We start from the raw sequence: 19897 nt of genomic DNA, 5'->3' as shown, positions 1-19897 counted from the left end.
CTAGCTCGAACAACTTACCTCAAGCGTTTTGCCCCACTCAGGCGGCCGTTGGCGCAGCTCCGCGCTCACGGCCGCATCGCTATAGGGTTGTTGCAGTGCGTTATGCAGCTTTTCTAATGCGGCCGTTTCGCCTTTCTCTACCTCTTCAATCACCTGCTGCGCCAGATAATTGCGCAATACCAGCGCTGGATTGGCCGCCTTCATCACCGTCTGACGCTGCTCGTCGCTAGCCTGATCGCGTAACAAGCGCTGGCGGTAATCGCTATACCAGCCATCAAAAGCGGCGCGGTCGATAAACTCATCACGCAGCGGCGAGCGGGTTTCATCCTGCTGCGTCTCGCTAAGCATGCGGAAAGTCAGCGTGTAATCGCTGCGCTCTGCCGTCATCAGCGCCAGCAAGCCGGTCAGGATGGTGTTGTCGTTACTCTCCGCGGTCAGCAAACCGAGTTTGGCACGCATCTTTTCACCCCAAACTCGCATCAACTCGCTTTCATAATGGCTTAGTGCCTGCTTGAGCTGCTCGGTGGTCATCAGGCCGGATAACGCGTGAGCCAGGCGATTCAGATTCCACAAACCAATCATTGGCTGATTTTCGAAGGCGTAGCGCCCCTGATAATCGCTGTGATTGCAGATGTAACCGGGCTGATAGTCGTCAAGGAATCCATAAGGCCCATAATCCAACGTCAAGCCAAGAATCGACATGTTATCGGTATTCATCACGCCATGCGCAAAGCCAACGCTTTGCCAAAGTGCTATTAATCCGGCCGTGCGTTTCACGATATCGGTAAACCACAGCAGGTAGCGATCGGCCTCATCCTGCAGGTGGGGCCAGTGATGGCGAATAGCGTAATCCGCCAGCATGCGTACCTTGTCCTGCTCGCCGCCGTAATAAAAGTGTTCAAAATGGCCGAAACGCAAATGGCTCTCGGCGATACGCATTAGCATCGCGCCGCGCTCCTGGGTTTCACGCAGTACGGGCTCATCACCAATCGCTAATGCCAGCGCACGCGTGGTAGGAATGCCAAGGTGGTGCAACGCCTCTGATGCGAGAAACTCGCGCACGCTGGAGCGGATGACGGCGCGTCCGTCACCCATACGCGAATAAGGCGTTAGCCCCGCGCCTTTCAAGTGCCAATCAAGCTTGCGTCCATTCGCCAGCTGTTGCTCGCCGAGTAAGATACCGCGTCCATCACCCAACTGCCCGGCCCAGACGCCAAACTGATGGCCACTGTAGACCTGCGCCAGCGGCGACATACCCGGCAGCATTTCACGTCCTGACCACACGCCATGACCGCTGCCCTGAAACAGAGCATCATCTAACCCCATCTCCTTTGCCAGCGCAGCATTGTGGTAAAACAGTCGTCCTCCCGCCAGCGGCGTTGGGTCCAGTGCGGTGTAGAATCCAGTTAATTCTTGCTGCCAGCTATTAGTAAATTGCATCGATACTCCTGAAGGTGCACTTAGATAAGGCACCAGCATTGAGTTTTTAACATAAGGAAGAGTGTAACGCTGACGCTGCCAGGATGACAGGTGAAAGGATTACTGCTGAGAAGGCGTGTGTAAATTAAGATCGGAATAAATGAGATCGCTTAATCGGTCGGCTTTTACCACCGGAAACAGGCTACCCTGCAGATGTGCGCCGCGAAGCGTGGTCATTTTTTCCAGCATCAAATTATCATCAATGCCGCAAATAATAATTTGCTCGGCAAAATCCGAAAAGTTATCGATAACCGTCTGAATAAATGGCGTAAAGGATGCACGTTTAGCCAACTCTTGAATAAAGGTTTTATCCAGTTTTAGCACGCTAAACAGATTATCGTACACTGCGGTTGCCGGTGCTTTTCCTGCACCAAATTGAGAAAGCGATAAGCGGAATTCCCGCTGTAAAGCCGCGAGCAACGGTTGCTCTTTACCCAATGATAATTGTGGAAATGCTTCACTGATATCCAAAACAAGAAAAGAAATTTGTTTGAATTTCCTTAACAAAAACTCGCTGGATAAAAGCGTATTTGCCATCGAATCATCAATACGAACCAAAGCGATAATTTGATTAAGCTCAAAAAAGTCGCGGTACTTTTCCAGCAATGAAAGCTGGCTCTGGAGCAAACGCAATTGCTGAGCATCATCTAACTGTGGCAACAGCAGATCCTGAGGCAGCGTAATAGGCGCGCTATCATGAACAAATTGCGTAACCAGCTCCACCGCGGTCAGTTGGCCCGTCGGAGAGTATGCTGGATAAAACCAGGTTTCCGACTGATAGTCGGCAGATAAATGGACTTTCATTTTACAAGCCAGAGGCAGTGGCAATTAGCGCATCGTATATCAACGAAAACAGTCAGGCAATAGGACCAAACGTTAGAAGAGAAGACGTTTTTTGTACTATTACGCTGTTTTAAGCCGTAAATAACACTTAAGCCAAATAGCCGGGGTTAATGTCCATACCAATTAAATAAACTTAGCTTTATTTTTAGTATTAAATCAATGGCGGGTAAAGTGCCATTTTAAATGATAGTTAAATATCGGCACAATTCGGAATTAATTCAGGGTGGGATAACCTTTCTTTTTTCGCGCCTTTTAACGCACAAGTAAACCGCGTTTAGATGCGACGCGCCTGCCAAAATACTTTACGCCAGTAAACATTATCCAGCGAAGAGCGAATCACACCCTGGCTAGTAGAGGCGTGAATAAAGGTATTATCTGTATCATAAATACCCACATGCAAACCATTTTCACCGCTGCCGGTTTTAAAGAACACCAAATCGCCTGGCAGCAGTTCATCCTTGTCGATGCGCGTACCAATATCGGTCTGATCGATCGTTGAGCGCGGCAGCTGCATATCAAATTTATCGCGGAAAGTGAGATAGACAAAGCCAGAACAATCGACGCCACCGCGACTAAGACCGCCATAACGATACGGCGTTCCCCGCCAGCGGCTCAGCTGATCGTTAAGTTGGGCAATGACGGTGATGGAGTCAGACAGGCGACCATTGGGTGGCGGCGCGTGATGGCTACAGCCCGCCAACAACAGTGCCAGAATAAAAATCAGTAGCCGCATCAGTGTTTTCCTTCATCCCTCGCCCGGCAAACACTTTAGCGGCAAAGCGCCTCAGCGTGCAATAAGGTCTCAGGGAATAAACAGCAGCGGCCCTTGTGGGGTATCGATTTGCTCAAACGTGGTTTGGTAGAGCGGCGCTAATTGGGCTGCGGTTAACACCTCTTTGCCGCTTCCCTGGCGCACGACGTTACCTTGATGCATTAACCACACACGATCGGCATGGCGCAAGCTGTGATTGAGATCGTGCCCGCTGGCAACAATCGCCAGACCGCTGTGACAAAGTTCTGCCAGCAACCTGTCTACAGCCCGCTGCTGTGCCACGTCTAATGCACTCATCGGCTCATCCAGCAGCAATACTTTCCCACGTGGATTGAGCTGCGGATGAATTTGCATGACCACCGCCGCCAGGCGTACGCGCTGCCACTCCCCGCCGGAAAGCTGCGTTAGGCTGCGCAATAATTTGTCTTGCAGGCCGAGCTGGTCTAACACATCGTGCAAAATAGCGTCCGCTTGTACCGCCTCCGTGGCAGCGTGCATGCGCAAATAGTGCCATACCGGCATTTGTCCCGGCGCTATCTGCTGCTGCGGCAACCAGCCACGCAGCTGCGCCAGTGCAGCACCGTTCATGGCGGACAGCGGCTTGCCATCCAGCAGAATCGTACCCTGACTTGATAGCAGGCCAGAAAGCACAGTCAGCAAAGTGCTTTTCCCTGCGCCGTTCGGCCCGACCAGATGCACCAGCTGACCGGCATTGACGTTGAGGTCAACGGGAGCCAACCGTCCTGGGACGCTGACTCCCTGACACTGCAATACCATTTACCCGGCCAGCGCCTGCTCAATGCTTTTGAGGATAATAGGATCGTCTGGCGTCATATCCGGCGAGAAGCGCGCAATCACTTTGCCCTGCTTATTGATGAGGAATTTCTCGAAATTCCACAGGATGTCGCCCGGCGCTTTCGGCGCGCGGCCTTTGCTCTCCATCCGCTCAAGGAAACCGCTGCCTTCCGGGCGTTGCGCCACCGGTTGCGCCGCAGTCAATTGGGCATATAAAGGATGACGATGCTCGCCGTTAACGTCGGTTTTATCGAACATCGGGAAGGTCACACCATATGTGGTGCTGCAGAAGGTTTTAATCTCTTCATTGCTGCCCGGCTCTTGCTCGAGGAATTGATTACACGGAAAGCCCAGTACGCTGAAGTTCTTATCCTGCCAGGCCTTCTGCAGCGATTCTAGCTGCTCATACTGTGCCGTCAGACCACATTTTGACGCCACGTTTACGACCAGCAGTACTTTGCCTTCAAACTCTGCCAGAGAGGTTTTCTCACCATCCAGCGTAACCAGTGCAGTTTGATAAATGCTCATAGTCGATTCCTGTTGTTGATAACAAGTTGCCAGCCAAAGCTAGCGCGAAGACTTCACTAATAACACGATAAACAAGGGTGCGCCGAGTGTGGCGGTGACGACACCAATTGGCAGTTCAGCGGAGGTGAGCACCAGCCGCGCAATGATATCCGCGCCAAGTAGCACACCCGCACCGGCCAACGCCGCGGCGGGCAGCAGATAACGATGATCGCTAAACCCACTCAGCCGCAATAAATGCGGGATCACCAGGCCAACAAAACCAATCGCACCGGCCATCGCCACACTCACGCCGACCAGCCATCCCATCGCCAGTACCAGAAGATTGCGCCACAGCAGCAGAGGTAATCCCAACTGACGTGCCGAGGTTTCGCCCAGCGCCAGTAAATTCAGCGTTCGTGCGGTAGTTAGCAGCAATAGCGTTACCGGCAGCAGCGCCAGCATCATCCAGCCATAGCGCCAGTCAATGCCGCTGAAGCCGCCCATCATCCAGTACATCAGCTGGCGCAGATCGAGACTGGTGCTAAAGTACACCGCCCACGTCATGATGGCGCTACAGATAATGCCCAGCGCCACGCCGGTTAGCAGCAAACGGCTCACTGACAGCTGTTTATGGGCAAAATGCAGCAGGATCAACGTGATCAGTAAGGCTCCCGCCATCGCCGCCAGCGCTAAGCTCCAGAGCGAACCGTTGCCGAGCATCACGCCTAATACCAATCCAATGCCTGCACCGTTGGAGACGCCAAGTAAACCCGGTTCAGCCAGTGGATTATTAAACAGCGCCTGCATCACTACCCCGCACACCGCCAGCGCCGCGCCCACCAGCAGCACCGCCAGCGTGCGCGGCATACGCAGTTGCCAGACGAACAGCTCGCCGCGGGTCGAAAACCATTGGCCAGGAGAAATCCAGCTCTCACCGGCACACAGGCTAAGTCCGATGAGCAGCATTAACAGCACGCTAAGTGCGATGAGCCAGCGCTGACTGCGGCGATTTGCCTGACGGGCAAGCTGATCCAGCAGAGTCATAGGTAAGATTGGCTGAGAAAACAGAGATTTGATTGTAGTGGGATTGCAGCAAAAAGAAAGCGGCGCTGTGCAGGCGCCGCTGGAAGTGCATTACTGATGCGGGGGAATTGGCTGACCGTGATTATCATGCTGCTGATGATCATCGTGCTGATCGTGACGCTGCTGCGGATGCGGCTGACGCGAATTCTCCTTGTGCGGCCCTTTGCCCGGATGCTGCGCCTGCCAACCGTTACCATTCCAGTAGCCGTGCGGACCCTTGGTGCCAATGCGCTGATTGTGATGCTGCTTCCACCACGTTGGCGCACGCCAGTCGTAGCCATCCCAATAATAGCCGCGCTTATCCTGATCGCCGATATGAATCGAAACGCCCGGCGAATTGATATTAACGGACACGTTGGCGCTTGCCAGCAGCGGCATCCCTAATAGGATGCTTAATAAAAGTGCTGTCTTTTTCATCAGCGAAACCTCTTGTAATGTGATGGCGCTGTTATAACAAATAGCTTGCAGCGGTCACTATCAGCGGGTCCCGATTTTCGTCATATTTTCTGCATACTTACAAAATCCTTACATCATGTATAAATCATGCAGAACGGCCAATTTTCAGGCAAAAAAAAGGCCGCTAAGCGGCCTTTTTGTCGTACTGAAATTAGTCAGCATCCTTGGGTGTCGCGTTCTCGACGCGACTTTTCAACTTCTGTCCCGGACGGAATGTCACCACTCGGCGCGCGGTGATAGGAATATCTTCCCCCGTCTTCGGGTTACGGCCCGGACGCTGGTTTTTGTCACGCAGATCAAAGTTACCAAATCCGGACAGCTTTACCTGTTCTCCGTTTTCCAACGCGCGGCGAACCTCTTCAAAAAAAAGTTCCACCAACTCTTTGGCATCGCGTTTGCTCAACCCGAGTTTTTCAAACAGGTACTCTGACATTTCAGCTTTTGTAAGCGCCATAGGTTCAATCCCTCAAGGTTGCCTGGAATCGCTCTTTTAATGCCGCAACGCATTTGGCAACGGTCGCGGCAATCTCCTCTTCTTCGAGTGTCCGGCTGGTATCCTGCAAAATTAGGCTAATCGCCAGGCTCTTTTCGCCTTCGTTTACGCCCTTACCACGGTACACGTCAAACAAGTTTACGCCAACTACCTGATTTACGCCAACTTTCTTACACTCCGCAATGATATCTGCTGCAGGCACGTTTTCAGCCACCACAACGGCGATATCACGACGGTTTGCCGGGAAGCGGGAAATCTCGCGCGCATCAGGCAGGACGCGGTCTGCGACCTTATTCCAAAGCAGTTCAAACACTAAGGTGCGACCGTTAAGATCCAGCTTACGTTCCAGCTCTGGATGAACCACCCCGATAAATCCGATTCGTTCGCCGCGTAAATAAATTGCGGCACTTTGTCCTGGATGCAGCGCCGGATTGGCTTCCGCACGGAAGGAAATCTCATCAAGTTTACCGGTCAAATCCAGCAGCGACTCTAAATCGCCTTTCAAATCATAGAAGTCAACCGTCTGACGCGCCAGATCCCAATGCTCTTCGTAGCGATTACCGCTTAAAACACCGGCCAGCATAAGATCCTGGCGAATGCCCAGATCGGCCTGTGTATCAGGAACAAAGCGCAAGCCGCTCTCAAACAGGCGTACACGCCCCTGCTGACGGTTTTGGTTGTACACCACCGCACTTAGTAAGCCGGTCCACAGCGACAGACGCATCGCAGACATATCACTGGAGATGGGGCTTGGCAGAATCAGCGCTTCTTCGCCCGGATGCAGCAACTGCTGTACCTTCGGATCAACGAAGCTGTAGGTAATCGCTTCCTGATAGCCTTTATCGACCAACAGATTTTTCGCACGCTTCAACGACAAATCAGCTTCACGATGCTGAGTCATGATCAGGCTGGCTTTAACCGGCACATCGGGAATGTTGTTGTAGCCGTAAATACGCGCGACTTCTTCCACTAAATCCTCTTCGATGGCCATATCGAAACGCCAGCTTGGCGCAACGGCTTGCCATTCACCCTTGCCGATCGTCACTTCGCAGCCGAGACGCGTCAGGATATCCGTCACCTGCTCGTCGGCAATGACGTGACCAATTAAGCGGTCTAACTTTTCACGACGCAGCGTAATGGTGGCGCGCGGCGGCAGTGCACTGGCGTCAGTTTGATCGATCACCGGGCCCGCCTCGCCACCACAGATATCCAGCAGCAGCTGCGTGGCGCGTTCAATCGCCTTGTGCTGTAGCGCCGGATCGACGCCACGTTCGTAGCGATGCGAGGCATCGGTATGCAGGCCCTGACGACGCGCGCGGCCGGTAATTGCCAGCGGATCAAAATAGGCACATTCGAACAGGACGTTTTGCGTCTCTTCGTTGACGCCAGAATGCTCGCCACCAAAGATGCCACCCATCGCCAGCGCTTTGTAGTGATCGGCAATCACCAGCGTATCGCTGCTCAGTTTGGCTTCGGTGCCATCCAGCAACGTCAGCACTTCGCCCTCTTTCGCCATGCGCACCACGATGCCGCCTTCGATGCGATCGAGGTCAAACGCATGCATCGGTTGGCCCAGTTCCAGCAGCACATAGTTAGTGATATCGACGACAGGATCGATTGAGCGAATGCCGCAGCGACGCAGCTTCTCACGCATCCACAACGGCGTGGCGGCTTTTACATTCACACCTTTCACCACGCGGCCAAGGTAGCGTGGGCACGCGGCGGTCGCATCGACGCGAATCGGGAACGTATCGGCGATGGTCGCGTTAACCGGCTCAATGGCTGGTGCAGTCAACGGTAATCCGTTCAGCACCGCGACGTCACGCGCAATACCGATGATGCCGAGGCAATCGGCGCGGTTTGGCGTCACGCTAATTTCGATGGTGTTGTCATCCAACTGCAGATAGCTACGGATGTCGGCACCAACCGGTGCATCGGCAGGCAGCTCAATGATGCCGCTGTGATCGTCGGAAATACCCAGTTCCGAGAACGAGCACAACATGCCTTCAGAGGGTTCACCGCGCAGTTTTGCCGCTTTGATTTTGAAATCACCCGGCAGTACCGCGCCAACGGTGGCAACCGCGACTTTCAGACCCTGACGGCAATTTGGTGCGCCACAGACGATATCCAGCAGGCGGTCGCCACCGACGTTGATTTTGGTAACGCGCAGTTTGTCAGCATTAGGATGTTGGCCGCACTCAACCACTTCACCCACGACAACACCGTGGAACGCACCGGCAACCGGCTCCACGCCGTCGACTTCAAGTCCGGCCATGGTGATTTGCTCAGACAGCGCAGCGCTATCCAGGGCTGGATTTACCCATTCGCGTAACCAGAGTTCACTGAATTTCATTGGATAACCTGCCCTTATTTAAATTGTTTGAGGAAACGTAAATCATTTTCGAAGAAGGCGCGCAGATCGGTCACACCGTAGCGCAGCATGGTGAGACGCTCCATGCCCATGCCAAAGGCAAAGCCGGAATACACTTCCGGATCGATGCCCACGTTGCGCAAAACATTGGGATGTACCATCCCACAGCCCAGCACTTCCAGCCACTTGCCGTTTTTACCCATCACGTCCACTTCAGCAGAGGGTTCGGTAAACGGGAAGTAAGAAGGACGGAAGCGGATTTGCAGATTCTCTTCGAAGAAGTTGTTCAGGAAATCATGCAGCGTGCCTTTCAGGTTGGTGAAGCTGATGTCTTTATCGACGATCAAACCTTCCATCTGATGGAACATCGGCGTGTGCGTCTGATCGTAGTCGTTACGATAAACGCGTCCTGGCGCGATGATGCGGATTGGCGGCTGCTGATTTTTCATGGTACGAATCTGCACGCCTGAGGTTTGGGTACGCAGCAGACGCGTGGCATCAAACCAGAAGGTGTCATGATCGGCACGTGCCGGGTGATGGCCCGGAATGTTTAATGCATCGAAGTTGTGATAATCGTCTTCGATTTCAGGCCCGGTTACCACCGCAAAACCCAATTCGCCAAAGAAGTTTTCGATACGATCGATGGTACGCGTCACCGGATGCAAGCCGCCATTCTCAACGCGGCGACCCGGCAATGACACATCGATAGTTTCGGCAGCCAGACGCGCGTTGAGCTCGGCGCTTTCCAGCGTCTCTTTACGGGCAGTGAGACGGTCTTGCACCTGCTGCTTGGCGTCGTTAATAACCGCACCTGCGGCCGGGCGCTCTTCTGCCGGCAATTCACGCAGGGTGGTCATTTGCAGCGTCAGGTGCCCTTTCTTACCCAGAAATTCGACGCGCACGGCGTCCAGAGCAGCGATATCCGCCGCCTCGTCGATGGCGGCCGTGGCACGGGCCACCAGGTCTGCGAGTTGGGACATGATTTCCTCTTCTTCCAGCCGGGCTGGTCAGTTCTCGTTGGGATCGTGTGATCCGATTAAGTGTCGCCAGAAACAAAAAAGCCTCCACGAGGGAGGCTTTCAGCGCGATTTTTCGTTTCTTTTCTTAATGCGCAAAAGCCCCTGATGTTCAGGCGCTAAAGTAAAAAAAGAAACGGAAAATTGCAGCATGCATGCTTGCGTTACCTGGTAATGATAGAAAACGCACTATTGAAATGCGCAGCGGCCAAAATGTCAATCTTTTGCGTGAGTTGCAGGCAATAAAAAAGGGAGCAAGCTCCCTTTTTCAACTGACTTACGCCAGAGCTGATTTTGCTTTTTCAACAAGTGCAGTAAATGTCACTTTGTCGAATACAGCGATGTCAGCCAGAATCTTACGGTCGATTTCAATAGAGGCTTTTTTCAGGCCATTGATGAAACGGCTGTAAGAGATACCGTTCTGACGAGCCGCAGCGTTGATACGCGCGATCCACAGTTGACGGAACTGACGCTTACGTTGACGACGGTCACGGTAAGCATACTGACCAGCTTTGATAACAGCCTGGAAAGCAACGCGGTATACACGTGAACGTGCACCGTAGTAGCCTTTAGCTTGTTTTAAGATTTTCTTGTGACGTGCGCGAGCAATTACACCACGTTTAACGCGAGCCATGTGAGCTCTCCTATATCATATTCTGTGACGCCTTATACCCTGCAAGCCAATGGCTGTTACGCAACGTTTTCAGGCAAATTTATAAAAAGTTTACTTATGCGTACGGCAGGCAGGCAATAACCAGACCCAGATCGCCTTTAGACACCATGCCTTTCGGACGCAGGTGACGTTTACGCTTAGTAGACTTTTTAGTCAGAATATGACGCAGGTTTGCGTGCTTACGCTTGAAGCCACCAGAAGCGGTCTTCTTGAAGCGCTTAGCGGCGCCACGTACAGTTTTAATCTTTGGCATTTTTACAAATATCCACTTCGCATTGTTAATAAAATGAATCAGATAGGCGAATAAAAATCCGCACAACGCAAGCGCTGCGCGGTTTTATTACTTGAAGGCCTACTGCTTCTTCTTAGGAGCGAGCACCATGATCATCTGACGACCTTCGATCTTCGAAGGGAAGGATTCGACAATCGCCAAATCCATGTCTTCACACAGGTCTTTACGGACGCGGTTAAGCACTTCCATACCGATCTGCTGGTGCGCCATCTCACGACCGCGGAAACGCAGCGTGATTTTGGCTTTATCGCCCTCTTCCAGAAAGCGAATCAGGTTGCGTAGTTTGACCTGATAGTCGCCATCATCGGTACCAGGACGGAATTTGATTTCCTTAACCTGGATAACTTTCTGCTTCTTCTTCTGTTCCTTAGAAGACTTGCTCTTTTCATAAAGGAACTTGCCGTAATCCATAATACGGCAAACCGGCGGTTCGGCGTTCGGGCTGATTTCAACTAAATCTACGCCAGCTTCTTCAGCTTTCTCAATGGCTTCACGCAAGGTGACAATGCCAAGTTGCTCACCGTCTACGCCAGTTAAGCGCACTTCGGTGGCTCGGATTTCGCCGTTGATACGGTTCGGACGTGTTGGTTGTACTCGTTTTCCGCCTTTAATAACCTGTTTCCTCTAATTGGTGAAGATGTCGGCTGCGAATCTCTTGTTGCAGCTTCTCAACAAACACATCTACGTCCATGCTCCCAAGGTCTTTACCACGGCGGGTGCGCACGGCAACTTTGCCTGCTTCCACCTCTTTGTCACCGCAAACCAGCATATAAGGGACGCGACGTAATGTGTGCTCGCGGATTTTAAAGCCTATCTTCTCGTTTCTCAAGTCTGCTTTGACACGAATGCCCGCATTCTGCAATTTCTTTGTCAATTCGCTGACATATTCTGACTGACTATCGGTGATATTCATCACCACAGCCTGCACCGGCGCCAACCAGCTCGGGAAGAATCCTGCGAATTCTTCGGTCAGGATGCCAATAAAGCGCTCCATCGAACCGAGAATTGCACGGTGAATCATTACCGGTGTCTGGCGATCGTTGTTTTCGCCTACATAAGTAGCGTCCAGACGCTTAGGCAGGGAGAAGTCTAGCTGAACGGTGCCACACTGCCAGGCGCGATCGAGGCAATCGTACAGGGTAAACTCAATTTTCGGGCCATAAAAGGCACCTTCTCCCGGCTGATATTCGAATGGAATGTCATTCTCTTTCAGGGCTTCTGCTAAATCTACTTCCGCACGGTCCCACATTTCGTCGGTTCCGATACGTTTTTCCGGACGGGTCGACAGTTTCACCACGATTTTTTCAAAACCGAAGGTGCTGTACATGTCGTATACCATACGGATACAGCTGTTCACCTCATCACGTACCTGATCTTCGGTACAGAAGACGTGAGCATCATCCTGAGTAAAGCCACGCACGCGCATCAGGCCATGCAACGCACCTGAAGGTTCGTTACGATGACAGCTACCAAATTCCGCCATACGCAGCGGCAGGTCGCGGTAGGATTTCAGACCCTGGTTGAAGATCTGCACGTGGCCTGGGCAGTTCATGGGCTTGATGCAATATTCACGGTTCTCGGATGAGGTGGTGAACATCGCTTCTTTGTAGTTTTCCCAGTGACCCGTTTTTTCCCACAGCACGCGGTCCATCATAAACGGACCTTTCACTTCCTGATAGTCGTACTCTTTCAGCTTGGTACGCACAAACACTTCCAGCTCGCGGAAGATGGTCCAGCCGTCATTGTGCCAGAACACCATGCCCGGCGCTTCTTCCTGCATGTGGTAGAGATCAAGCTGCTTACCGATTTTACGGTGGTCGCGTTTTGCCGCTTCTTCCAGGCGCTGCAAGTAAGCAGCCAGCTGCTTTTTATCCGCCCAGGCCGTACCGTAAACACGCTGCAGCATTTTGTTATCGCTGTTGCCGCGCCAGTAAGCCCCGGAGATTTTCTGCAGTTTAAAGTGATGGCAGAAACGCATGTTCGGCACGTGCGGACCGCGGCACATGTCGATATATTCTTCATGATGATACAGGCCAGGACGATCGTCATGGCTGATGTTCTCGTCAAGAATGGTGGTTTTGTAGCTTTCGCCACGCTCAGCAAACACATCACGTGCTTCTTGCCAGCTCACCTTCTTCTTAACCACATCGTAATTGCTTTCAGCCAGCTGGTGCATACGCTTTTCCAGCAGCTCAAGATCTTCCTGCGTTAAGGTGTGGTCCAGATCAACGTCATAATAGAAACCGTTATCAATCACCGGGCCGATAGCCATCTTGGTGTTTGGCCACAGCTGCTTAATCGCATGCCCTAACAGGTGCGCGCAAGAGTGACGAATGATTTCTAAACCGGCTTCGTCTTTAGCGGTAATAATCGCTACCTGAGCATCTTCGGTGATCGGATCAACCGCATCAACCAATTCGCCATTCACGCGACCGGCGATACAGGCTTTCGCCAAACCTGGCCCAATATCCAAAGCGATATCCATCACGCTGACGGGACGGTCAAAGCTGCGTTGGCTGCCATCAGGAAGAGTAATTACTGGCATTTCATATCCTTAATTGCAGTGGTAAGCCACACGAAAGCCTACATGCAAAAATCAGTTTGGTAATAAGTAACCCGGCGTAATGTCAGACCCACGTTGTCGGAATGACGCCAGGAATGTAAAGCGGCGATGATAATAGCAGCTTTCGCTGCCGATCAAAACCCGTGCAGAGATTCGCTAAGCTAAAGAGAAATAAAAAAAACCGCCGCGAGGCACAGGCCTGGCAGCGGTGATTTATATCGGGCTCGCTTACATTGCGTATGAGAGCTGGATCGTCGTTTTGGTATCAGTACGATCCGGTGCAGATTCTGGCGGATTGTTATTCCAGGTCACGTTGTAACCTAGTTTCAACGCAAAGTGGTCATTAATCGCCACCTGCAGCGCAGTTTCTGAGTTCAGCGTGGTGTCTTCACCGAAGCTGCTCAGCACAGATACACCCTGAATAAATTTGGTGGTATCCGTCAGCTGCCATTGATAGCTCACCGCACCGTAACCCAGCGCTTTGGTTTCATGTCCGCCATCATGGAAGTCGTCGTAACGCACACCTGGACCGACTTCAGCACGCAGTGAGTGAACAGGACCGTTAAGGATCTGACGACCATAACCGGCAGTCAGTACATCGCGTGAGTCATAACCGTTGAAACGGTCACTCAACCAACTTGCCTGGCCAAACAGGTAATCGGCGCTGTTGAGGTTATAACGACTACGGCCACCAATGTTGTAGGTCTCAGACGAACGCTCATCATTTGAAGAGTTGTTCGAAGCGTTGCCCCACAGACTCAATGCGGTATTGGTTTGGTACCATGTCATATTGGTAGCAGCACTCAGCGACGAGCTGGTGGTGTTACCTGTTTGAGCCAGATAACCCGCTGAAAGATTGCCTTCAAACGGTTTTTTTGCCGTGGAAGGGTCATCCATAGAGGTGAAAACGGCGTTATCTGCAAATGCCTGGTGACAAAATGCTCCAGCAGAGAGCAATAAAACAGCGGACAGCTTGTTGAAGGCTTTCATTAAAAGTAACCCGTACGACAGTTTAAAAAACGAAGAGTTTGAAGCGTTTCTCCGGCCAAGCAATGCAATTTAGCGTAAGTTTTGTAAAAAAGCATGTACTCACAAAAAAAGCCAAAAAAGTCGCTGAAGCGCTTATTTAATGGGAATCTTCCCATTTTCGCTGCGCATTATAGGAGGCAATTAATTAAATAGCAGCCCAAAAGCCACAAGAATTTTCCGAACCTTATTGACGAAGATTTACCCTCCACTTAGCAGCGTTAAATCGCCTAAAATTCGCTCTATGTTGCCTGCTGGTCTACGCTGAAATCTGTTCGATAACAATGAGGTGAATAATGAGCGACCATGATGTCAAACGTTACATTGTCACGTTGAAGTATCAAGAAAATGGATTGGGTGACCTCCAGTCGGTTAACAGTGCAATGATCAATGCTGGATTTAGCACCACTCTCAGCGATGATGACGGCCATCCACACGAACTGGGAACCAATAGCTTCGGTTTCGTCAGTGCTTTAGAGGAACGTGAAGTGGCAGAGCAAGCGGCGGGCTATGCCGAAATTGCCTTGAAACATAAACCTGAGGTTAAAATCACGACGCTGGACGCTTTTTTGAAAGAACAATCCTGACTCATTGCAAAAAACGGCATCGACGTCAGGTTTGCTGAAGTTTTGCGCGTTACAATCGAACTTACACAGCGAATAAAGAGGATTACCCGATGTGGTCAGCCATTAGTCGACTGTTAAGCGAGTACGCCGGCGATGCCGACATTACCGAACGTCAGGAACTGCCCGGCGGCGATGTCCATCCGGCATGGCGCATTCGTTATGGCGAGTTAGATGTGTTCGTTAAATGCAACACTCGCGATATGCTCACCCTATTTAGCTGGGAAGCGGACCAGCTTGACCTGTTAGCGCGCACGCAGACCGTACGGGTGCCAAAAGTGTATGGCGTCGGTAACGATCGCGACACCAGCTTCCTGCTGCTGGAGTACATCTCGCCCGAGCCGTTCAATCATCAAAGTGCTTTTCAGCTCGGCCAGCAATTAGCGCATCTGCATCAATGGAGCGAGCAACCGCAATTTGGCCTCGATTTCGACAACAACATCACGACCACACCACAACCTAATAGCTGGCTACGCCGCTGGTCGGTGTTTTTCGCTGAACAACGCATCGGCTGGCAGCTGCAGTTAGCAGCGGAAAAAGGCGTGCATTACGGCGATACCGAACTGATTGTTGATTGCGTACAGCGCGCGCTGGCCAACCATCACCCGCAGCCTTCTTTATTGCATGGCGATTTATGGCCAGCCAACTGTGCGGGCAGCACGAACGGGCCCTGGCTCTTTGATCCGGCTTGTTATTGGGGCGATCGTGAATGCGACCTGGCGATGCTGAGCTACTACGCCGATCTTCCGCGTGAGATTTTTGATGGCTACCAGGCTGTGTGGCCGCTGGCGGACGGTTTCTCGCAGCGACAGCCCGTTTATCAGCTCTATTACCTGCTCAATCGCGCCAATGTCTTTGGCGGCAACTGGACCGGCGCAGCGCAATTGGCCGTCGGCCAGTTGTTAGATGAAGATGTATTGGGAGAACGTCAGGCCAGACCGGCCTGACGCTTTACAACATACCGAGCAGCTTCAGCACGAAGTATCCGGCGATAGCGATAATGACGGGCAAAATATAGAGCGGAAAAATCTGTAAGAAAATGGTGTGACGCGGTATGTGGATTTTATCTTCCAGCTGCACACGCGTTCGCCCTTCACTTCCTTTGGCCTGCTCCAGAATCAACTGATCCTCAATACCTTCTTTAATGTGGCGTGACTGACGCCACATGCGTGCGCCTGAAGCCTGTAACGCGATGCCAACAAAAATCAGAATGTAGATCAGCCAAAAGCCCACATTCGTGCCGCCGTGAAATTCCGGTATCGGCGAGTTCTGCCAAAACACGTTAAGAAACGGCGTATTGAATTTCACCATATCGACCATCACATGCACAAAATCGAGCATCACCGCATCAATGCCGGGCTGCTTTTCACTGTGCTTAAACATATAACCCAGTAGCGAAATAAGGGTGGACAGCAATGCAGGTATAAAAATCACCCAACCAGCCACGCGCTTAAGGATGGCGATGCGGCCAGCCTGTTGGTAAGTCATGGAGTCTCCCTGAACTGATCATCGTTTTGCCTAAGTCTACCTGCACTATCGCAATTTTTCCTGAAAAATGCGTAACCTGCCGTAAGTCGGCTTTTTTGAGCACTCGTGCTAAGGTAAGCAAAATGTCTTAGGGAGCAGTTTTATGTCATACCGTCGTCCTGTTTTGGCCGCCATCTTTGATATGGACGGATTGTTGATTGACTCTGAACCGTTATGGGATCGGGCTGAGTTGGATATTTTCGCCAGCCTCAATGTGGATATCACCCGCCGCCATGAATTACCGGATACGCTAGGTCTGCGCATCGATCAAACCGTGCGCATGTGGTTTGAAGCGCTGCCCTGGAGCGGTCCGGACCAGCAGGAAGTGACAAAGCGCATCATTGCGCGTGCGATCGCGCTGGTTGAAGAGACACGTCCGCTGCTGCCGGGCGTGGAGCAGGCACTGCAACTGTGCCAGCAGCAGGGTTTGAAAATCGGTCTCGCCTCCGCTTCGCCCCTGCACATGCTGGAACGCGTGCTGGAGATGTTCGACCTGCGCAACTACTTTGACGTGCTGGCTTCAGCCGAAGCGTTGCCCTACAGCAAACCGCACCCGCAGGTTTACCTGGATGCGGCAGCCAAACTGGGGATTGATCCCTTGAACTGCGTAACGCTGGAAGACTCGTTCAACGGCATGATCGCTACCAAAGCGGCACGCATGCGTTCGATTGTAGTGCCTGCCCCCGAACATCGTGATGATGCGCGCTGGTCGCTGGCGAATGTTATTCTTGATGATTTAACCCAGCTCAAACCCGAGCATCTGCACGGTTAACCGTCGCCCGCTGAACGCGGGCTTTTTTATGCAATTTGATCAACTGCTCAAATAAATAAAACATCGTTTCATTTTTATTGAATTCACATCCCATCCTGCCTAAGATGCCCAAAGACCCGCATCGGGACCACTTCCTTTGACTCTTGAGAGGCCTGAGATGGACGTTCGTCAAAGCATACACAGCGATCACGCCAAAACCCTCGACACCGCCGGTTTACGCCGCGAGTTTCTCATCGAGAAAATTTTCGACGCTGACAATTACACCCTCACCTACAGCCATATTGACCGCATCATCATCGGTGGCGTAATGCCGGTGCACACTGCAGTCACTATTGGCCATGAAGTCGGCAAGCAGTTAGGCGTCAGTTACTTCCTCGAACGCCGCGAGCTCGGCGTGATTAACATCGGCGGACCGGGCTTAATTGAAGTAGACGGCAAAACCTGGGAGATTGGCCAGCAGGAAGCACTGTATGTTGGGCAAGGTGCGCAGAGCGTGATTTTTCGCAGCAGCGATGCCCATCATCCCGCGAAGTTTTACTACAACAGCGCACCGGCGCACACGCGTTATCCTGACAAAAAAATCACCCTCAACGAAGCGGTTAAAGCCACGCTGGGCGATGCCGCCACCTCGAATCGTCGCACTATCAATAAATTCATCGTGCCGGATGTGTTGCCTACCTGCCAGCTGACCATGGGCTTAACCCGCCTCGATGACGGTAACTTGTGGAATACCATGCCGTGTCACACGCATGAGCGCCGCATGGAAGTCTATTTCTACTTTGATATGGCCGATGACAGCGCGGTATTCCACATGATGGGCCAGCCGCAAGAGACGCGTCATTTGCTGGTGCACAATGAGCAGGCGGTGATTTCCCCCAGCTGGTCGATTCATGCTGGCGTCGGTACGCAGCGTTATACCTTTATCTGGGGGATGGTGGGTGAAAACCAGGTATTTGATGACATGGACCACGTCAACATCAGCGCGCTGCGCTAACAAGGAGCAATCATGATACTCAATGCATTTAATCTGGAAGGCAAAGTGGCGCTGATCACCGGCTGCAATACCGGACTGGGCCAGGGCATGGCGCTCGGTTTAGCGCAGGCGGGTTGTGACATTATTGGCGTCAACCGCGCGGGGCCTGACGATACCCAAGCTAAAGTCGCGGCGCTAGGACGCCGCTTCTGGTCGATACAGGCCGATCTCACCCAATCTTCCGTGGTTCCACACGTTGTTGAACAGGCGGTAGCCCACGCCGGTCGTATTGATATTCTGGTCAACAACGCTGGCATTATTCGCCGCGAAGATGCGCTTAATTTCAGCGAAAAAGATTGGGATGATGTGATGAACATTAACAGTAAGAGTCTGTTCTTCCTGTCGCAGCGGGTGGCGCGTCAGTTTATCGCGCAAGGCCATGGCGGCAAGATCATCAATATTGCCTCAATGCTCTCGTTCCAGGGCGGCATTCGCGTGCCCTCCTATACCGCCTCGAAAAGCGCGGTGATGGGCTTAACACGCCTGATGGCAAATGAATGGGCAAAACACGGTATCAACGTCAACGCCATTGCGCCGGGTTATATGGCGACCAATAATACTGAGCAGTTGCGCAGTGATGAAGCGCGCAATGAGGAGATTTTAGGCCGTATTCCTGCCGGACGCTGGGGCATTCCTGACGACATGATGGGGCCGATTGTCTTCCTTGCCTCAAGCGCTGCAGACTACGTGCACGGTTACACGCTGGCTGTCGACGGCGGATGGTTAGCACGCTAAGCTAACCCCTTATTTTCCCGCGTCATTGTGGCGCGGGAAAGCAGAAATTATTAACGCTTCGTTACAGCGTCACCATTCTCATTTACTGGATAAATCCCTATACTGGATGCATCGACAGTTTTATGCAGCCAGGTTCCATCATGACGGCCGAAGGCCATATCATTTTTGCCATTGCCAGCGCCATTTTTGCCAAGCGTGCGGAACTGACGCCAGTCCTGGCCAGCGCCGACTGGTGGCATTTGGTGCCTGCTGCATTGCTAACCTGTCTGCTGCCCGATATCGATCACCCTAAATCCGTGTTAGGCCAGCGGCTAAGGTGGCTATCGCACCCCATTGCCCGCGCTTTTGGTCACCGCGGCTTTACTCACAGTTTACTGGCCGTGGCGGTGGGGTTGTGGCTATTCCAGATTAACGTGCCTGCCGACTGGTTTTTGCCCGCTGATGTGCTGCAAGGCATGACGCTTGGCTATCTCAGCCATATCGTGGCCGATATGCTCACCCCCGCAGGCGTGCCGCTGCTGTGGCCCTGCCGTTGGCGCTTCCGCTTACCGATTCTTAATAGTCAAAAAGGTAACCAACTTGAACGCGCGCTTTGTCTCGCGCTGGTCGGTTATGCCTTATGGTTCCCGCCCGGAATGCCCTCTTTTGGTGCCAATGGCTGGCCGGAACAACTGTTCAATACGCTACAAAATGGCGTCGGTCGCATGGTTAATGGTCGAAACGGTCAATAACCACACAAATACAGCGATAAAGTTATAAAACATTCTTTTTGGGTATAAGCCCGCCCAACGCTGAACTGATAACATTCTAAATATTCCCTAACGGGGACTTACTGTTA

At 52.2% G+C, this 19897-nt stretch carries 23 protein-coding genes and 1 other annotated feature; of the genes, 6 read left to right on the top strand and 17 right to left on the bottom strand.

Annotation, left to right across the window (positions count from 1 at the left end; translation table 11 throughout):
- The 16 genes from AC07WB_RS08230 to AC07WB_RS08155 all read right to left on the bottom strand — a co-directional run bounded on the left by AC07WB_RS08230 (position 1) and on the right by AC07WB_RS08155 (position 14333).
- A complete protein-coding gene (locus tag AC07WB_RS08230; protein WP_494940296.1) occupies positions 1-1440 on the bottom strand; it encodes a protein adenylyltransferase SelO in 1440 nt (479 codons plus the stop codon).
- A 99-nt stretch (positions 1441-1539) separates the two neighbouring features.
- Positions 1540-2283, bottom strand: a complete 744-nt coding sequence (locus AC07WB_RS08225; protein WP_097094115.1) for an EAL domain-containing protein — start codon at positions 2281-2283, stop codon at positions 1540-1542.
- A 313-nt stretch (positions 2284-2596) separates the two neighbouring features.
- Positions 2597-3055, bottom strand: coding sequence for an NlpC/P60 family protein (locus AC07WB_RS08220; protein WP_097094116.1), 459 nt, complete (start codon positions 3053-3055; stop codon positions 2597-2599).
- Positions 3056-3124: 69 nt separating this feature from the next.
- Positions 3125-3871 (bottom strand): vitamin B12 ABC transporter ATP-binding protein BtuD, encoded by a 747-nt coding sequence (btuD, locus tag AC07WB_RS08215; protein ID WP_494940295.1) that lies wholly within the window; start codon positions 3869-3871, stop codon positions 3125-3127.
- A complete protein-coding gene (locus AC07WB_RS08210; RefSeq protein ID WP_494940294.1) occupies positions 3872-4417 on the bottom strand; it encodes a glutathione peroxidase in 546 nt (181 codons plus the stop codon).
- A 39-nt stretch (positions 4418-4456) separates the two neighbouring features.
- Positions 4457-5440 carry a vitamin B12 ABC transporter permease BtuC gene (gene btuC / locus AC07WB_RS08205; RefSeq protein ID WP_494940293.1) on the bottom strand — a complete coding sequence of 328 codons (984 nt, stop codon included), beginning with the start codon at positions 5438-5440 and terminating at the stop codon, positions 4457-4459.
- A gap of 90 nt (positions 5441-5530) precedes the next feature.
- Positions 5531-5896 (bottom strand): DUF2502 domain-containing protein, encoded by a 366-nt coding sequence (locus AC07WB_RS08200; protein WP_494940292.1) that lies wholly within the window; start codon positions 5894-5896, stop codon positions 5531-5533.
- A gap of 190 nt (positions 5897-6086) precedes the next feature.
- Positions 6087-6389, bottom strand: a complete 303-nt coding sequence (gene ihfA, locus AC07WB_RS08195; RefSeq protein ID WP_007892687.1) for an integration host factor subunit alpha — start codon at positions 6387-6389, stop codon at positions 6087-6089.
- A 4-nt stretch (positions 6390-6393) separates the two neighbouring features.
- Positions 6394-8781 carry a phenylalanine--tRNA ligase subunit beta gene (gene pheT, locus AC07WB_RS08190; protein ID WP_494940291.1) on the bottom strand — a complete coding sequence of 796 codons (2388 nt, stop codon included), beginning with the start codon at positions 8779-8781 and terminating at the stop codon, positions 6394-6396.
- Positions 8782-8795: 14 nt separating this feature from the next.
- Positions 8796-9779, bottom strand: coding sequence for a phenylalanine--tRNA ligase subunit alpha (pheS, locus tag AC07WB_RS08185; RefSeq protein WP_007892680.1), 984 nt, complete (start codon positions 9777-9779; stop codon positions 8796-8798).
- A 71-nt stretch (positions 9780-9850) separates the two neighbouring features.
- Positions 9851-9977: a sequence feature (Phe leader region), on the bottom strand.
- Positions 9928-9972, bottom strand: a complete 45-nt coding sequence (gene pheM / locus AC07WB_RS08180) for a pheST operon leader peptide PheM (protein ID WP_121626058.1) — start codon at positions 9970-9972, stop codon at positions 9928-9930. It overlaps the preceding feature by 45 nt.
- 115 nt (positions 9978-10092) lie before the next feature.
- Positions 10093-10449, bottom strand: coding sequence for a 50S ribosomal protein L20 (rplT, locus tag AC07WB_RS08175; protein ID WP_007892678.1), 357 nt, complete (start codon positions 10447-10449; stop codon positions 10093-10095).
- A 94-nt stretch (positions 10450-10543) separates the two neighbouring features.
- The gene (gene rpmI / locus AC07WB_RS08170; protein WP_004157374.1) at positions 10544-10741 is read right to left on the bottom strand and encodes a 50S ribosomal protein L35; all 198 of its coding nucleotides are present in this window, start codon (positions 10739-10741) and stop codon (positions 10544-10546) included.
- Between the two features lie 99 nt (positions 10742-10840).
- Entirely contained in the window at positions 10841-11392 is a 552-nt protein-coding gene (gene infC / locus AC07WB_RS08165; protein WP_036621995.1) for a translation initiation factor IF-3, read from the bottom strand.
- Positions 11388-13325: a threonine--tRNA ligase gene (gene thrS / locus AC07WB_RS08160; RefSeq protein WP_494940290.1), complete on the bottom strand. Its 1938-nt coding sequence runs from the start codon at positions 13323-13325 to the stop codon at positions 11388-11390. Before thrS ends, infC begins: the two co-directional genes overlap by 5 nt.
- Before the next feature lie 246 nt (positions 13326-13571).
- A complete protein-coding gene (locus tag AC07WB_RS08155; protein ID WP_097094123.1) occupies positions 13572-14333 on the bottom strand; it encodes a DUF481 domain-containing protein in 762 nt (253 codons plus the stop codon).
- Positions 14334-14665: 332 nt separating this feature from the next.
- Here AC07WB_RS08155 and ghoS point away from each other — a divergent pair, with 332 nt between their 5' ends.
- Both ghoS and AC07WB_RS08145 read left to right on the top strand, forming a co-directional pair.
- Positions 14666-14956, top strand: a complete 291-nt coding sequence (gene ghoS / locus AC07WB_RS08150; protein WP_494940289.1) for a type V toxin-antitoxin system endoribonuclease antitoxin GhoS — start codon at positions 14666-14668, stop codon at positions 14954-14956.
- Positions 14957-15045: 89 nt separating this feature from the next.
- The gene (locus AC07WB_RS08145) at positions 15046-15939 is read left to right on the top strand and encodes a fructosamine kinase family protein (protein ID WP_494940288.1); all 894 of its coding nucleotides are present in this window, start codon (positions 15046-15048) and stop codon (positions 15937-15939) included.
- 4 nt (positions 15940-15943) lie between these two features.
- On the opposite strand, the gene AC07WB_RS08140 is transcribed toward AC07WB_RS08145, so the two are convergent.
- Positions 15944-16480, bottom strand: coding sequence for a YniB family protein (locus AC07WB_RS08140; protein WP_345826829.1), 537 nt, complete (start codon positions 16478-16480; stop codon positions 15944-15946).
- 142 nt (positions 16481-16622) lie between these two features.
- Between AC07WB_RS08140 and hxpB the strand changes: the two genes are divergently transcribed.
- From hxpB to AC07WB_RS08120, 4 genes are all read left to right on the top strand, one after another.
- Positions 16623-17291: a hexitol phosphatase HxpB gene (hxpB, locus tag AC07WB_RS08135; RefSeq protein WP_494940287.1), complete on the top strand. Its 669-nt coding sequence runs from the start codon at positions 16623-16625 to the stop codon at positions 17289-17291.
- A gap of 157 nt (positions 17292-17448) precedes the next feature.
- Positions 17449-18285, top strand: a complete 837-nt coding sequence (gene kduI / locus AC07WB_RS08130; RefSeq protein WP_345826831.1) for a 5-dehydro-4-deoxy-D-glucuronate isomerase — start codon at positions 17449-17451, stop codon at positions 18283-18285.
- Positions 18286-18297: 12 nt separating this feature from the next.
- Positions 18298-19059: a 2-dehydro-3-deoxy-D-gluconate 5-dehydrogenase KduD gene (gene kduD, locus AC07WB_RS08125; protein WP_494940286.1), complete on the top strand. Its 762-nt coding sequence runs from the start codon at positions 18298-18300 to the stop codon at positions 19057-19059.
- A gap of 140 nt (positions 19060-19199) precedes the next feature.
- Positions 19200-19790 (top strand): metal-dependent hydrolase, encoded by a 591-nt coding sequence (locus AC07WB_RS08120; RefSeq protein WP_097097547.1) that lies wholly within the window; start codon positions 19200-19202, stop codon positions 19788-19790.
- Positions 19791-19897 lie beyond the last annotated feature (107 nt).

The organism is Pantoea sp. GW821-FHT03E06 (assembly GCF_059420725.1).
This window is presented reverse-complemented; position numbering and strand designations above follow the sequence as displayed.